The 14,621-nt window shown below is 59.6% G+C and carries 19 protein-coding genes and 1 pseudogene; 10 read left to right on the plus strand and 10 right to left on the minus strand.

Annotated elements, in window-relative coordinates:
* The first annotated feature begins 292 nt into the window (after positions 1 to 292).
* The 5 genes from CPJ18_RS24965 to CPJ18_RS24985 all read left to right on the plus strand — a co-directional run bounded on the left by CPJ18_RS24965 (position 293) and on the right by CPJ18_RS24985 (position 4,045).
* Entirely contained in the window at positions 293 to 2,080 is a 1,788-nt protein-coding gene (locus CPJ18_RS24965; protein WP_099086238.1) for a ParB N-terminal domain-containing protein, read from the plus strand.
* Positions 2,081 to 2,176: 96 nt separating this feature from the next.
* The gene (locus CPJ18_RS24970; RefSeq protein WP_099086237.1) at positions 2,177 to 2,650 is read left to right on the plus strand and encodes a hypothetical protein; all 474 of its coding nucleotides are present in this window, start codon (positions 2,177 to 2,179) and stop codon (positions 2,648 to 2,650) included.
* Positions 2,647 to 3,534, plus strand: coding sequence for a DUF7007 domain-containing protein (locus tag CPJ18_RS24975; protein WP_099086236.1), 888 nt, complete (start codon positions 2,647 to 2,649; stop codon positions 3,532 to 3,534). Before CPJ18_RS24970 ends, CPJ18_RS24975 begins: the two co-directional genes overlap by 4 nt.
* A complete protein-coding gene (locus CPJ18_RS24980; protein ID WP_003524942.1) occupies positions 3,531 to 3,839 on the plus strand; it encodes a hypothetical protein in 309 nt (102 codons plus the stop codon). Before CPJ18_RS24975 ends, CPJ18_RS24980 begins: the two co-directional genes overlap by 4 nt.
* Positions 3,836 to 4,045: a hypothetical protein gene (locus CPJ18_RS24985; protein ID WP_003524943.1), complete on the plus strand. Its 210-nt coding sequence runs from the start codon at positions 3,836 to 3,838 to the stop codon at positions 4,043 to 4,045. Before CPJ18_RS24980 ends, CPJ18_RS24985 begins: the two co-directional genes overlap by 4 nt.
* A gap of 19 nt (positions 4,046 to 4,064) precedes the next feature.
* Here CPJ18_RS24985 and CPJ18_RS24990 read toward each other — a convergent pair whose 3' ends face one another.
* Both CPJ18_RS24990 and CPJ18_RS24995 read right to left on the minus strand, forming a co-directional pair.
* The gene (locus CPJ18_RS24990; protein WP_003524944.1) at positions 4,065 to 4,370 is read right to left on the minus strand and encodes an alkylphosphonate utilization protein; all 306 of its coding nucleotides are present in this window, start codon (positions 4,368 to 4,370) and stop codon (positions 4,065 to 4,067) included.
* Positions 4,367 to 4,654 (minus strand): hypothetical protein, encoded by a 288-nt coding sequence (locus tag CPJ18_RS24995; RefSeq protein ID WP_099086235.1) that lies wholly within the window; start codon positions 4,652 to 4,654, stop codon positions 4,367 to 4,369. The genes CPJ18_RS24990 and CPJ18_RS24995 overlap by 4 nt, the downstream gene beginning before the upstream one ends.
* A 236-nt stretch (positions 4,655 to 4,890) precedes the next feature.
* Between CPJ18_RS24995 and CPJ18_RS25000 the strand changes: the two genes are divergently transcribed.
* From CPJ18_RS25000 to CPJ18_RS25010, 3 genes are all read left to right on the plus strand, one after another.
* Positions 4,891 to 5,490 (plus strand): hypothetical protein, encoded by a 600-nt coding sequence (locus tag CPJ18_RS25000; RefSeq protein ID WP_065702858.1) that lies wholly within the window; start codon positions 4,891 to 4,893, stop codon positions 5,488 to 5,490.
* A gap of 301 nt (positions 5,491 to 5,791) precedes the next feature.
* Positions 5,792 to 6,718, plus strand: a complete 927-nt coding sequence (locus CPJ18_RS25005) for an ArdC family protein (protein WP_099086234.1) — start codon at positions 5,792 to 5,794, stop codon at positions 6,716 to 6,718.
* Positions 6,718 to 7,656, plus strand: coding sequence for a hypothetical protein (locus CPJ18_RS25010; protein ID WP_065698639.1), 939 nt, complete (start codon positions 6,718 to 6,720; stop codon positions 7,654 to 7,656). The genes CPJ18_RS25005 and CPJ18_RS25010 overlap by 1 nt, the downstream gene beginning before the upstream one ends.
* 365 nt (positions 7,657 to 8,021) lie before the next feature.
* On the opposite strand, the gene CPJ18_RS25015 is transcribed toward CPJ18_RS25010, so the two are convergent.
* The 7 genes from CPJ18_RS25015 to CPJ18_RS25045 form a co-directional block, all read right to left on the minus strand.
* Positions 8,022 to 8,636 (minus strand): LysE family translocator, encoded by a 615-nt coding sequence (locus CPJ18_RS25015; RefSeq protein ID WP_065698640.1) that lies wholly within the window; start codon positions 8,634 to 8,636, stop codon positions 8,022 to 8,024.
* Between the two features lie 105 nt (positions 8,637 to 8,741).
* Positions 8,742 to 9,482, minus strand: a complete 741-nt coding sequence (locus CPJ18_RS25020) for a metallophosphoesterase family protein (RefSeq protein WP_010891578.1) — start codon at positions 9,480 to 9,482, stop codon at positions 8,742 to 8,744.
* 98 nt (positions 9,483 to 9,580) lie between these two features.
* Positions 9,581 to 10,045 carry an ankyrin repeat domain-containing protein gene (locus tag CPJ18_RS27710; RefSeq protein ID WP_010891577.1) on the minus strand — a complete coding sequence of 155 codons (465 nt, stop codon included), beginning with the start codon at positions 10,043 to 10,045 and terminating at the stop codon, positions 9,581 to 9,583.
* A 111-nt stretch (positions 10,046 to 10,156) separates the two neighbouring features.
* Complete coding sequence (locus CPJ18_RS25030; protein WP_010891576.1) at positions 10,157 to 10,435, minus strand: hypothetical protein; 279 nt, start codon at positions 10,433 to 10,435, stop codon at positions 10,157 to 10,159.
* Positions 10,436 to 10,452: 17 nt separating this feature from the next.
* The gene (locus CPJ18_RS27515; protein ID WP_309546854.1) at positions 10,453 to 10,947 is read right to left on the minus strand and encodes a Rap1a/Tai family immunity protein; all 495 of its coding nucleotides are present in this window, start codon (positions 10,945 to 10,947) and stop codon (positions 10,453 to 10,455) included.
* Positions 10,944 to 11,324, minus strand: coding sequence for a hypothetical protein (locus CPJ18_RS25040; RefSeq protein WP_234791138.1), 381 nt, complete (start codon positions 11,322 to 11,324; stop codon positions 10,944 to 10,946). The genes CPJ18_RS27515 and CPJ18_RS25040 overlap by 4 nt, the downstream gene beginning before the upstream one ends.
* Before the next feature lie 295 nt (positions 11,325 to 11,619).
* Positions 11,620 to 13,065: an IS1182 family transposase gene (locus tag CPJ18_RS25045; RefSeq protein WP_065698715.1), complete on the minus strand. Its 1,446-nt coding sequence runs from the start codon at positions 13,063 to 13,065 to the stop codon at positions 11,620 to 11,622.
* 71 nt (positions 13,066 to 13,136) lie between these two features.
* On the opposite strand from CPJ18_RS25045, the gene CPJ18_RS25050 reads away from it, so the two are divergent.
* Positions 13,137 to 13,505 (plus strand): NIPSNAP family protein, encoded by a 369-nt coding sequence (locus CPJ18_RS25050; protein ID WP_065698716.1) that lies wholly within the window; start codon positions 13,137 to 13,139, stop codon positions 13,503 to 13,505.
* A 122-nt stretch (positions 13,506 to 13,627) separates the two neighbouring features.
* Here CPJ18_RS25050 and CPJ18_RS25055 read toward each other — a convergent pair.
* Positions 13,628 to 13,883: pseudogene (locus CPJ18_RS25055) on the minus strand (SDR family oxidoreductase); the annotation flags it as partial.
* Between the two features lie 200 nt (positions 13,884 to 14,083).
* Here CPJ18_RS25055 and CPJ18_RS25060 point away from each other — a divergent pair.
* On the plus strand, positions 14,084 to 14,554 hold the full coding sequence (locus CPJ18_RS25060; RefSeq protein WP_233282971.1) for a hypothetical protein: 471 nt from the start codon (positions 14,084 to 14,086) through the stop codon (positions 14,552 to 14,554).
* The last annotated feature ends 67 nt before the right edge of the window (positions 14,555 to 14,621 follow it).

Here is a 14,621-nt window from a genome sequence, read left to right on the forward strand (position 1 = left end):
ACAACATCTGCCCGCACGGACGCTCTTTTGAAATGAGAAAATAAGGAAGGGGGAAGCTTGCTCGCAGATCGGGCAGGCCGCTGACGCTTGCGCTCAACCGCGGCACTGCGCAATCCCGGCCCATCGTCCTGCGCAGGGCTGTAAGCCCCGCTTGGCCAGCCGGGCAGGGATGCTCGGCCGCAGTTGCACGGGCCCGTCCGCTCCGCGGTCCGGGAAGTGTCTTCGGAAAGAACTGAAGACGGAAAAGGGCCGGCAAGGCGCCGGCTCACCAATCCCGGAAGGAGCCAATCTCATGCAAATCCTCAAACTCGATCCCCGTGCGCTGAAGGACAATCCCGACGACACGCGTCGCTCGAAATCCTCGCCGCAGTCTGACGCGCTGTTGCTCGCGACGGTAAAAGCGGTCGGCATCATCCAGCCGCCGGTCATCTCACCGGAAATCGACGGTGGCAATGGCTACATCATCCAGGCCGGACACCGCCGCGTGAAGCAGGCTATCGCAGCGGGAATGGAGGAAATCACCGTCCTCGTCGTCGAAGCTGCCAACGACAACGGTGCAATGCGCTCGATGGTGGAAAACATCGCCCGCGAGCCGCTCAACCCCGTCGACCAATGGCGCGGCATCGAACGCCTGGTTGCGCTGGGCTGGACCGAGGAAGCGATCGGCGTGGCGCTCGCACTGCCGGTCCGCCAGATCAGGAAGCTCAGACTCCTGGCCAATGTGCTGCCTCCCATGCTCGACCATATGGCGCTCGGCGACATGCCGAACGAGCAGCAGCTCCGGACCATCGCCGCAGCCTCGCTCGATGAGCAGAAGGAGGTGTGGAAGGCAAACAAGCCCAAAAAGTCCGAGCGAGCCGACTGGTACAATATTTCTCGGGCGCTCTCGAAGACCCGCATGTTCGCCAAGGATGCGAGCTTCGGGGATGATCTCGCCGCTGCCTACGGCATCGAATGGGTAGAGGATCTGTTCGCCCCGGCCGACCAGGACAGCCGCTACACCACCAACGTGGAAGCGTTTCTCGGCGCCCAACAGGAATGGATGACGAGCAACCTTCCGAAGAAGGGGGCGATCATCGAGGTCAACAACTGGGGTCAGCCGGAACTGCCGAAGAAGGCGGAGCGCGTTTACGGCAAGCCGTCCAAGTCCGATCACGTCGGGATGTATCTCGACCGTGACGGCAAGGTGCAGTCGGTAGCGTACAGGATACCCGAGGAGAAGAAGAAAGGCAAAGGTGGCGCGGCCACTGCGGGCGGTCTGCCCGAGACTGACGACACCGTCGTCGATGCACCAAAGTCCCGGCCGGAGGTGACCCAAAAAGGCCAGGACATGATCGGTGACTTCCGCACCGATGCCCTGCATGAGGCTCTTGGACGCGCCCCGATCGAGGACGACATGCTGATGGCCCTGCTCGTGCTTGCATTCGCCGGCCTGAACGTCCGCGTCGATTCCGGCGCCAGCGATACCGTGTTCGGACCGAAGCGTTTCAAGCGCCACGCCGCCCGGCTGATCGGCGAAGACGGCAGGCTCGCCTTCGACGGGGAGACGCTGCGCGTGGCCGCGCGTTCGATGCTGATCGATGTGCTGTCGTGCCGCCGGGGTATGTCCAACAGCGGCGTGATCTCCCGGATCGCAGGCGACGCGATCGGCGCCGACAACTTCCTGCCGAACATGGGCTCGGAGGACTTTCTGCTGTGCCTGTCTCGCCAGGCGATGGAAGCGGCTGCGAAGGAAGCCAACGTGCTTCCGCGCCAGAAGGTGCGGGAGACGCGCGCGGCTCTCGTCGACCACTTCAGGCAAGAACGCTTCGTTCACACCGCCGCACTCTTCGCGCCCGATCCGCAGGACATCGTGGATCTGATCAAGAGTGGTGAGGTGCTCGATGGCGACACCAAGGGTCATGACGGTAGGGACGACAACAGCGCGGAAGAAGAAGACGTCGATGGTTCCGCCCTTGGTGAGGAAGAAGGCCTCGCCACCCCCGAAGACGAGGCCGACCTTCCAGACAGCGCCGACGACGCTCCCGAAGCCGTCGATCCTGACGAAGAGCAGGATGCTTACGGGATCGCTGCGGAGTAGCCGCGTCCCTCGTTCCCCTTCCGAATGAATGTCCCCCGCCGGTGATTTCCACCGGCGGCGGCTTCGTTTCCACCCCTGAAGATCAAGGAGATCAACATGTCCGCATATCTCGCATTCCTGGTCCCGATCGGCACCGTTCTGGCGTGGGCCGACGGCCAGCCGCGCCCGCCGGAGCGCCATCGCAAAAAGCTGTCCGCGTGGAAGACCAACAACAGCAGCGGCCGGCTGATCCGCAAGCAGGATGAGCGCGGCGCCGGCAACATCATCCTGCCGCCCAGCTTCACGCTGCACGAAGGCGACTATGGCGGCGGCGGTGTTATTACGATCCGCGTCCACCGCACATTTTCGCTGGAAGCCAGCCTGATGTTCACCATCGTCGAACGCCCGGCGGTCGGCAGTTGCCGTGTCTTCGACCGCCCCGGCGATAGCGCCGAGCTCGTCCATCTCGCGGCGAGCCGGCAGGCTGCGCAGGAATGGCTGACCACCCATGGCTACCCGTCCGCCGTCCTCGAGGACGTCACGGCGGATGAGATCGCCGCCGATGTCGTGGAAGGGAGGGCTGCCGCATGATCGATCTTCCCACCACACACATGCCCGACTGCATCCCCGGATTTCCTGGGGTTTCCTTTGGTCTGTCCTGCGAAGGGTTTCCCGTCGCCCGCGTCGGCGATCACGCCTTTGCCATGCTGCCAGGTCATGCCGGACGGCATTATCTGGCCACCGGCTGGAAGATTGGGCGTCCGTTTCCCGAGTGGCGACGGGGAGACTTCTACGGCCATTCCCGCGAACTCACTGACGAGGCGGCGTTTAGTGCACACGTCCTTGAACAGGCCGAACATCAGCGCGAAAAACAGGTGCTCGGACGTCGAAATATCGCCACCCACGTGCATACGCCATGGGGTTCGTCCCAGCACTCGACAACCTATGCCGAGGGGGTCGAATTCCACTCCAGTGCAAGCCACGGCGGCTTCAGGCTCTCGGCCGATCGAAACCGCACGGTCCATCCGCTGCTCCGGGCGGACGACGGGTTCTACGAGGAGGATTGCGCTTGGGCTGCCGTGGCGCTCACCTTCCCTGAACTGTTCACCAGCTTCGAGAAGCGTTGCGCCAGCGAGACGCTAAAGGATTGGGAGCCCGATGAGTGGGAGGCGATTTTCGCGACTGTGCTTACTCCCGGCGAATCTCATGTGAAGGATCGCCGCGCGTTCGAACTCGAGCACGCCGGCGACTGGATCGTGATCTCGGCACTTCGATCCGACCATCATCCGGGCATGACCGAGGTGATCGCCACGCGCGGAGGCAGGCGCGATCATGGCGGCGCGGAACGGCGATTTCTCGTACCGTCACCCGAATACGAAGCAGGCCGTTTCGGCTTCATCATCGATGAAGCGCGCCACGCAGCCTACGACGGCCCATCAAGCTTTGTCTCGTGGACGGGGAGGACGTCGGCATGAACCGGTCCATCGATCGACAGGCGGAATTGCGGCGCATGGAAGAAGCGTGCCGGCAGACGCGGCATCAGCTCGATATGATCGACCGCCAGATCATTCGCAGGATGACCGCGCTGATCCCATCGCTTGGGCGGCGCAAACACGGATATCGCCGCGGCAGGCCTCTCGAACCCGACGCCTTCCTCACCCGCTACCGCTCCAATCTTGCGGCGATCACCGCGCAGCGCCAGCCAGAGATCGATGCTCTGACGCGCAAGCTTATGCGTCAGCAGTCCGCGATTGCGGCATTGCAGGAGGCGATACCATGAAGCGCCATGAACCGCTTCCGTCCCTCACGGATCAGGAGGTAAAGGCGCTTCAGGATTACGCGGCCAGGCACGGCCGATCCTGGAAGCGTATTCTCAACACCGTCTGGATGGGCGAAGGGCGCTGCGATGACGGCCAGATCCTTCGCAAGTTGCGCAACACGCACGGCCCAACCTGGCTGGACTGCTATCGGCTGCCGAAACCTTGAGCAATCGGCACAGCCCTGCTCAACGCTTCCGCACGAACTCGGTGCGCAGGACCAGGCCTTTGATTGCGTCATGCCGGCAGTCAATCTCTTCCGGATTGTCGGTCAGCCGGATCGAGCGGATGACCGTGCCCTGCTTCAGGGTCTGGCCGGCGCCTTTGACCTTCAGGTCCTTGATCAGCACGACGGACTCGCCATCGGCCAGCACGTTGCCGGAGGCGTCGCGCACTTGAGCGGCCTTTGCTTTCTCTGCCGCAATTTCTGATGCTGGACGCCATTCACCGGTCAGTTCGTCGTACATATAGTCGTCGTCGTTCTGGTCACTCATCTGGTGTTTCCTTTTGCGAATACTTGTTCGCTGGTCGTGATATCAGGTGGGCGTCTATCGTGGATCGGTGCGGCGAGCAAACCCAGCGGTTGGCGCCGGCCTATCAGGCAGATCGGCAACCCATCCTGGCGGTGCGGAGGTGGCTGACACACGCGGATCGAATGGGTCGGCTCATCGAGGCAGATCTGGCGCGTGCCTTGCATGATTTCCTCTCCGGCTTCGGCATCCGGGATCAGCCCCTTGGCCGTTCTGTCCTTCGGTTTCGTGGCGGTCTGAACCAGCACCCGTCCGGTTCAAGGCCGCTGTCGCGCCGCGGGGCGGCCAGTCATGCCGCTCTCGACAAAACAGGGACGCGGGCTTCGCAGAACCGTGGGTTCCGCTTGCCCGCCCCCCCTGCTTCGCTCGATCAGGCCTGCCCGGACCCTGAACCGCCCGGCTTGCGCCGGTTCTTTTCGACCGCACCGAAGGACAGAACGGCCAAGGGGCCGAACGCTTCGGACAAACCGAAAAGGAAGCCATCATGGCAAAGCCCGCAACTCCTTCCCGCCAAGCCGCACGCCCCGCCGCACGCGTTGTGCAACTCCGCAAAGGCGCCACTATCGAAATGGTCCGCCTGACATGCCCCGATGAAGTGCAGGCGCTCCGGATCGCCGAAAGCTTCGGGACGGCCATCCTCGACAGCGACGGCATCCGCGACATGCACGAACGCCTGATCGTCGAAACAGCGACCGGCCTCTCCGATGGCCTCGGCGAACGGGCGATGCAGATCCATCTCCAGCGCATCGTCGGCGCCTATGTCGGATCGGCCCATGGCGCTGGCCAGTTCTACAGCAAGGCCGTCACCGAAGCTCGCGATGCGACCGCCAAGGGTGCGTCGGAGGCTCGTGACGAGGATCTCGATGGCCCGGTCGGATACGACAGCGCCGCCCAGCGCAAGCGTGAGTTCGCAGCCGACATGGGTATTCAGGCCCATGCGCTGCGCCTGGCAGCTGAAGGCGCCGTCGCAGCCTACGAACAGATTGTCGGCGAAACGTGGAAGCCATTCGATCGGCCGGTCGACAATCCCGGCCAGACGCTCGACCGCAAGGCGGCCGCAGCACAGATGGACGCTCTTGGCTGAGACGTCTCCGGCGGAGCTCCGGCTCCGCCTTCGTCGGGATAAGGCCGCCTCACTCCGAGGCGGCCATTTTTCGTGTCACCGTCGGAGCGAAATTCAGAGGAAAGACGAAAAGAGGGCGGCGCGGCATCGCTGCCCCGTCCCGTTCGTCGGACCTGCAGGAGCCGGCCGCAAGCCGCAACGGCTACGCCGTCCTCCACATACGTTGCGGCCGTTCCGGTGCGTTTCCCGCCGATCGCTCCTGCTTTCGGCCCTCCGCGACGGGGCCGCGATGGGCGCGGCCTCCTGACAAGGAGGTTTGGACATGACAAGGAAATCACAAAACACGCGCACCGATATCTACGCCCGCATCACGGACAGGATCGTCGCTGACCTGGAAAAGGGCGTACGCCCATGGGTGCAGCCGTGGAGTGCTGCCAATCTGACCGGCCGGGTGAGCCGGCCACTACGCCACAACGGACAACCCTACACAGGCCTCAACGTTCTCCTTCTCTGGTCGGAGAGCGTCGCCAGCGGTTTCGGGTCATCGACATGGATGACGCTGCGCCAGGCAAACGAGCTCGGCGCTCACGTGCGCAAGGGTGAGAGCGGCGCGACCGTCGTCTATGCCAGCCGCTTCACCAAAACCGGGACAGACGCGGGCGGTGGCGAGGTTGAACGCGATATCCCGTTCCTCAAAGCCTACACGGTCTTCAATTGCGATCAGATCGATGGCCTTGCAGATCATTATTACAGTCGCCCCGAACCGATCGCGAAACCGCTGGAGCGCATCGAGCATGCCGATCGCTTCTTCGACAACACGGGCGCTGTCGTCCGATACGGCGGCGACAAGGCCTACTATTCTCCCGCGACCGACCACATCCAGCTGCCGCTGCTCGAACAGTTTCGCGACATGGGCTCCTTCGTTGCCACGAGAGCACACGAAACCTTGCATTGGGCAGGCGGTCCCGCGCGGCTGAACAGGGATCTCAGCCGCTACCATAAGGACCGCCGCGAAAGGGCATTCGAGGAAATGCTCGTGGAATTGGGGTCAGCGATGCTGTGCGCGGATCTCGGCATTGTGCCGGAGCTTGCACCGCGCCCGGACCATGCCGCCTATATCCAGAGTTGGGCCGAGATCCTCGGCTCGGACAAACGCGCGATCTTCAATGCTGCGGCGCATGCGCAGCGTGCTGTCGCCTATCTGCATGACCTTCAGCCGGAAGCCACGGCCGGGCAGGAGGCTGCCTGATGCTTCATGATCCAAACTTTGCAGGACAGGGTGTGCCTTCTCCGATCCGGCTGCGTGCGCTTTCGCTTGGCGCCGGTGTTCAATCCACCACCATGGCGCTGATGGCAGCGCATGGTGAAATCGGACCAATGCCGGATTGCGCGATCTTCGCCGATACCGGTTGGGAGCCAAGAGCCGTCTACGAGCATCTCGAATGGCTGACGTCGCCGAATGTCCTGCCGTTCCCGGTCCATATTGTATCGGCCGGCAATGTTCGCGACAATCTCATGGACGCCGCAGCCGGTAAACGCTGGGCTTCTATTCCGGCGTTTGCAAAGACGGTGACGCCAGCCGGAAGTATGCGCCCGGTTCTGGACGAGGACGACGACGGTGAACTCGTTGAAATCGGGTCACGCACGACATCGCGCCAGACTGTTTCCATCGGCATGATGCGCCGGGCCTGCACCACCGACTTCAAGATTGTGCCGATCCGCAGGAAGGTTCGGCAATTGTTGGGTCTCACGCGTAAACGCTCGCCTGATCATGCGGTCGCGGAACAGTGGATCGGGATTTCGACAGACGAGGCGAGCCGGATGAAACCCTCGTTTGAGGATTGGCAGGTCAATCGGTGGCCGTTAATTGAACAGCGCATGAATAGGCAAGATTGCTTTGCCTGGCTGCGCCGACATGATTATCCGACGCCCCCGAAATCCGCCTGCATTGGATGCCCGTTCCACGATAACGGACGTTGGCGTCACATGCGTGATCATGATCCGGAAGCGTGGGCAGACGCGGTAGTCGTCGATCGAGCGCTGCGTTCCGGTATTCGCCGCATCCGCGGCGACGTCTATCTCCATCGCTCGTGCGTTCCTCTTGACGAAGCCGACCTGTCGACGGCGGCCGATCACGGCCAACTCGATCTCTGGCCCATCGAATGCGAAGGCATGTGTGGCGTCTAAGGGTAGCATATTGGCGGCTTGGCAACGGATGATCGCCCATCTTTGAGCGCAAGACGTGCCCCTACGTGGCCCAGTCGGCCCGAAGCTGTGAAAATGGCCAACTCGAAGAACAAAGATGGAATCTTTCACATTAGGGTGGCTTCCCCGTCTACCAGTCACAATAGGGTCAGTTTGCCCCTATTGTGACGCGCAAGGAACGTAACACATGACCGTCACCCTGGGCTGCACTCAAAAATGATATATCGTTTCAGCTGTCGCAAAAATCCACGTCATTTCACGGACTTTTGCGTTCGATATTTGCGACAGGAATTGGCGAGGCTCTTCAGAGCACCACCGAGCACGCCGAAAACTCAGGATTTCCGCGACTATCGCGCCGCGACCACGGCCACGCCAGCGCCGACCATGACACCGCCGGCGGCCCGGTTCACGCGGCGAACAACGATCGGCGTCCGCAGCAGCTTACGAGCGCGGCCGGCAAGGATCACATGCCCTCCGATCACCACGGCCTCTACGGCGAGGATGACGGCCGCCAGCGCCGCAAGATGGCCGGGGGTCAGCGACGATCCGACCACGTTCGGCAGCAGCGCCACATAGAACAGCGGCATTTTCGGGTTGCCGAGATTGAGAGCTACGCCCGTCGCGAAGACCGCCAGTAGGCCGCGCCGTTCGGAAACGGGTTGCAGCTCGGGGACGACAGGCTCGGCCGTCCAGAGCTTGATACCCATCCAGACCAGATAGGCCGCGCCGGCATAACGGAGGATCGTCATGACGACGCCCATCTCGGCGGCGAGGATCGACAGGCCGAAGGCGGCGAGGGTCAGGAAAATCAGGATTCCAACGACTGTTCCGGCTCCATAGGCGATGCCCGAGGCCGCGCCATTTGAAATCGTGCGGGCGACGATCGTCATATTGTCCGGGCCGGGACTGGCGGCGAACACGAAGAAAGCCGCTGCGAAGGCAAGTAAGGTGGAAATTTCCATGGAACCCCCGAAAGTTATCGTTGCTTTCGGGCTTTCAGAATACGCGTTTTCCTCCCATCTGGAAGGGGCCAACATAAAAAACGGGAGTTGCGCGACACCTGCCCCTTATGTTGCGGGCATCCGCCCGGTGCGCAAAGAATACGCAACCGCATGACGGTCCGCTGCTTCTGCCTGACGCGCTGCAACTTCAAAATCAAACGGCACGGCGCGCAGTTCGACGGCCCAGCCGGAAGGAAGCTTTTCAATCAACGCATATCGTGCGTGGGGCGCACCGGATTCCATGACATGGGGAACGGGTGTGTCGTCGCGGTAGGCTGGCATCCCAACGCTTCCGGGGTTCACCATAAGAATCCCCCCGACATAAGCAACGCGCGGTATGTGGGTGTGTCCGCATAAGACGACGCGCGCGTCTCCGATGCCCGCGAGCCTTGGAAGGATGGCTTCCTCGGTATCGAGTGCGGCCCGGCCAGAAGCAACGTTTTCCAGGAGGTATTCCAAGTCGCCGCCCGCTGGACTCCCATGGCAGGCAAAGACTTCTCCGCCCGCCAACGTCAATGTCGTGGGCAGTTTTGCAATCCAGTCAAGATGCGCGTTGGTAAGGCGCGGTCTTGCGAATGCATCCGAGAAACCTGCGCCCCCTTCAAGCAATTGCCGCTCATGATTGCCCGCAATCGTCTCGTAGCCCAGGCTCATCAGTAAATCAGCGCACCCGGCCGGATCAAACGGACCGGATACAAGGTCGCCTAGGTTCACGACAACATCAGGAGCAGCCTTGCGCAAATGCGCCGCGACAGCGTCGAGTGCGATCCTATTTCCATGAACATCCGATAGGACAGCTATCCGCATAGAATCCTCGCCTAATGTCGCAAAACTCCCGAGTTTTGTCCGGCATATTATCCTGACTTTCGCAACGTTCGAAAGTTAGGAATTACGCGACAAAACACCTACTCTCGATCGGTCGGGACTGGCACGCCCGCTGCGATATATATTTCTCGCATTTTGGCACTTGTGGTAGCCCATACCACAGGCGATCTTTTGGCGTTGTTGACATGATGCGGATTGGCCCCACTTCTCAGCAGCAGCGCTACAATCTCGAATGCCGGCTCTGTCGCAATAGCCAAGCTCGCCTGCCTGCTTGCAGTCCATAGCGGTCCATTTCCGTAACGGTCTATCACGTTGACCTCTGCGCCAGCAGCAAGCAGTTTCCTGACAATGTGAGGGTGCCCATTCTGAGCGGCTACGTGTAAGGCTGTGAATCCGTCTTTATCGGCAGCAGAAACATTGTCAGTGCTGCCACGTAGTTCATTTTCTAACGAGACAAGATTCCCCTCCGCCGCATGGTGCCAAAGCGAACTCCGACCATACTCATCAACGTTTGACCGCTTCTTTCGCCATGGCCATTGTGGCATCACACCTCCAAGAGATCGTCGCGAAAATCCCAAAACCCATAACGTTGCACGCTCTAGGATTGATGCGAATCCTGAAAGAATCCTGCCAGGATTGAACTATTATCATGCCAGTCAGAACAAAGAGAAGATCATCATGCCGGCGAAGGCTATAAGCAGAGCGATGTAAAACGGACGAAATAGATAGAAGCGCTGCCAATTCGTGAGGCCGAGAGCGTTGATATAAACACGCTCATCAAGCTTCAGATTGTCCGCGCCGCTATCGACGGAAAAATCACCGCCGTTATTCTTATAAAATCGGTACTCCTTGATCTGCGCGACAATTTGGTGAACCGCCAGAAGAACGACCGCCACAAACGCGGCTGAAAAAAACAAGAATTCCAATAATAGCATAACTCGAAAACGCCTCTTTAATTCGCAGGGCAGGGATAAATAGCAGCCAGCGTCTCTATCACTAATGTCGATGCGCTCCCTTTGAGACGCTCTGGCGTGACGCTTCGAAGATGCGTGTATACGCGGTCTGTCAACTCATGGGGGAGAACCGATCCGGCTCCACACCACCCCGTCCCGCTGGTAGCATCAGCCACCCCAGCTATATAAGCACTACCGCGAGCGCGCGACATGATACCACCAGCCTCACCCTGCGGAGCGCCATTATCGGATATTCCTTCGAGCGCCTTGATCAACTCAGTCCCGCTGATTATCCAGTCGCGGGACTCATCGTTGCCAGATTCTGCTGATGCAACGTTGATAGCCCAACCTATCGACAGTATCGCTGCCAGAAAAGTTGCCCGGAATTGGTACGCTGCTGTCATCTTCCGCTCCGTTGATCGCTGCACCGGCGTTGCTCGAACGCAGGCCCTTACTCGACGTGAATGACTGCACGCCCGAAAGCGCAACCTCATATCGTGTATCGCTCATAGGCTTTGAGCAGGAATTGCTTGCCTTTCTCGGTCAGGTGCGACGCGTCGACGAATGCGGAAAAGGAGCCGGCCTCATCTCGCATATTGCCAAGTTGGGCGATCATCTCGTTGCTCCCGAATACGACGTGAAAACGCTCGCCAGCGGGGAGCCAGACAAAAAGCGGACTTGGTGAGAACTCCAGAATGACGTCCTCATGGAAAACTTGAAAAAGACTGTCCCATGCGCGAACCGGATCGATGCTGGTGGTTTTCTCCGGCTGCTTGCCGAACTCGGCATGAAAGATAAAGACGGACCCTCCGGGGATTCCAGCAATCCTTGCCAGGGCAAGGAACGCGGCCCTGTCGAGAATATCAGGCAATATCTGAGCTTTAAACCCACACACCTGAAGGAATGAAGGGCGCAGAAGCCGCTTTTCATCAAGCGCGTTATCAAACAGTGTAGCCACTATATTGCACCATACATCTTTGACAGGGCTCGTCGCAAAACTCCCGCAGAGCGTCTCAAAACTCTACGGATGGGTAATTACCTGTAGCTGCTGGCGCGAGGCTCGATAGAATCCACGATCATTATCTCGAACCGACAGAGGTGCAGCGAGGCTGTTCCCGGGGATTTGGGGCGCTCTTTGGGTTTAAAATGGGCACATATCGCCCCCCTCATGCCAGAGCAGCGGCGATGAGGCCGGGAACGCCGATGAGAGTGATGGCTCTTCTAATATTATAGGCAAGCGCCGTCAGACTGAACTCCGCACGGACGTTTTCCAGCCGTCGCATCAAAAACGCTCCCTGGTACATCCACTGCTTTATCGTCCCGAACGGATGCTCGACGCTTTCGCGACGCTGGTCGAGAACCTCAGGTCGCGCCGCTAACCTTGCTGCCATGCGATCGAGCACCGCTTCATTCTCCAGTCGCGAGACACGGCGATAGGGATTGTTTGTGCAGCGTGACTTGAGGGCACAGCCCTGGCAGGCTTCTCTGTTGCAGTAGTCGAACTTCACGTTCTCACGTGACTTACTCTCGTAGCGTGGCGAAAGAACCTGCTCGGCCGGGCAGATATAGACATTCTTGTCCGTATCGTAGCGGAACGCCTCCTTGGTGAAGAAGCCTTCGCGTGCCGCCGGTCCCCGGATCGGTTTGGGAACATAGGCGCTGATGCCGGCCTTCTCGCGGGCTTCGATGTCCTCGATCTTGAAGTAGCCGCGATCGGCGACCGCCTCGATTTTGTCAACGCCGAGTGTCTCCATGGCAGATTCGACCGTCGTGGCCAGCAGCCCCATGTCGAGAACCTGGTTGCAGACTTCCTGCTCGGCGATCAGCTTGTGCTTCACATCCACGGCAAGCTGGATGTTGTAGCCGACGCCGACCTTCGTCATGCGCGCCATGGCGCGGGCATCCGGATCAGTTAGCGAGATCTGATCCTCGCCAGTCTTGTCCAGTTCATCCAGCAGCGCCTTATGGCGATCGCGCTTGCCTTTGATGGCCGCGATCTTCTCGGCAAGTTTGCCATCACCGCGACCAGAGCCATTGCTATTACCCACCTTATCTTCGTCGGCGTCACTTTCATCGAGCCGCTTGATGTAATCGGCGAGCTTTTCGTCGGCCTCGTTGATAAACTTGGTCAGTGCACCCCGGGTGAAGTTACGATCCTTGTTGTTGACCGCTTTGATCCGCGTGCCATCGACCGCCAGAAGCTCTTTCCCGAACAGATCGAGCTGGCGGCATAGGACGACGAACTCCCGGAAGACCTGCCGGAATGCAGACCGGTTGATCCTGCGGAAGGCGGCGATGGTGCGAAAGTCCGGCTTCAGGTGGCGCAGAAGCCAGATCACCTCGATGTTGCGATGAGCCTCTGCCTCCAGCCTGCGGCTCGATCTCACCCGATTAAGGTAGCCGTAGATGTAAATTTTAAGCAAATCCGCCGGATCGTATCCAGGACGGCCGGTATCTTTCGCCGCTACCCGCACGAAGCCGACGGCGTTGAGATCGAGGCCATCGACGAAGGCCTCGATGAAGCGGACCGGGTTGTCCGGCCCCACATAATCGTCAACCGCTTCCGGCAGAAGCAGCAATTGCGAGCGATCTGTTCCAGAAAGATGTGCCATGCCATACGATACCACAGCCCATTGGAGGTAGGAATCCAAGGGTCTGCCCGCGATCAAAAAAGATGACCTCCATGCTCAAAAGCCCCGTCACCTGCGAAGTTCGCTACCGCGTCGATCAATGTCGAGTTTCCGAGTTCGAGGCATACGCTCAAATTTGGATCGAACTCATCGAACGCCATGGTGGAAAGCACCACGGCTATTTCATACCCCGCGACAAGCCCGCAGAGACCGGAGTAAGCTTTCAAGGCGTCGGTAAGGAAGGAGCCGCTGACGTAGCGATCGCACTATTCACCTTTCCAGATGAGAAAGCCTATCTGCAGTACCGTGAGCAGGTTGCGAAAGATCCGGATGGAGTGGCCGCGAACGCACGTTTCGGTGACAACCCACCGTTCATCAGCTACGAGCGCATTTTCCTGACCCCAATTCCGCGAACCGGATGACATCGGCATGGACAAAGGCCTTTAGGAGTTTTCGGACAGTCTGCAGAAAAACAAGTGTAGTTTTAATCGGGGAGACTGTCCACGCTTCGCCAGTTTGGTCAAACGTGGACGAGTCCATGTGTTCAGACTGTTGGGATGGTGCCGCCGTCAACGACGAACTCGGAGCCATATGGATGGCGGCGGTACGATCTGAGGCCAGATAGGCGATAAGGTCGGCAACCTCGCCAGGCTCGGCCCCGCGTCCGATCGGGATTCCGCCGATCCAACCCATGACCGCTTGCCGTGTTCCTCGTACGTGCCGCCATTGGCAGCCTGCATATTCTTCACCAGCACGACGGCGCACTCGGTCATGATCCAGCCGTGGCAGACGATGTTGACGGATCCGGAGTGGTGCAGCACTGCATTTAAATCGGCGATCAACAAACGCTCATTTTGAGGGCAATGGATTTCAACTTTATTCTGTGTGATGGTCTGCCGAAATCTTCTCAGTTCCGATTTAGCCGTGTTTCAATTTGATGCCCGAGAACAACAATCAAGTCCGCCTGGAAAGCTGCCTTCAGGTACTCGTAGGGCTGCCATTGAGCATTGCCCGCGACGTCGCGGGCATGAAGGTTTTCCATTTTGGAAAGGTCGTATCGCATCCTTCAGGCAGAGGCACTGTTGGTTCGTACGCACTACATGTTCAATGCCCTTGGCGTATCGTTGACGAGAAGACGGTAATCACAGGGACATCAGATCGTTTTCTTGAGCCGGCAGAAGGAACAGAGGTGAACGATGACGACCATAAATCGGGAAACCTGCAGCTCATCAAAATTGCATATCTGCTGAAGGGCTACGACGCGGAGACAAATTCCTTCGTAAACGCGACCGACCAACTCGTGGTCATAACTGTCAATACAGACAACTATGGCGGGGCTGACCTGTCGCTATCAGGTGGTTACCGCCTGCAGATTTTCCCCGACGGTTCACTTGGTGAGGACTGGCGCTTTGTTGAGATTCAGGGCCGTCATGTCGTTATCGAAGGCGGTCAAATACAGTTTGACGAATAGCAATCTTATCACAACGACTTCCCGCCAGCGTTTCAACGGTGTCGCCCCCCCCCCCTACGGCCATTGG

This window comes from Agrobacterium rosae (genome assembly GCF_002915175.1).
GTDB lineage: Bacteria > Pseudomonadota > Alphaproteobacteria > Rhizobiales > Rhizobiaceae > Agrobacterium > Agrobacterium rosae.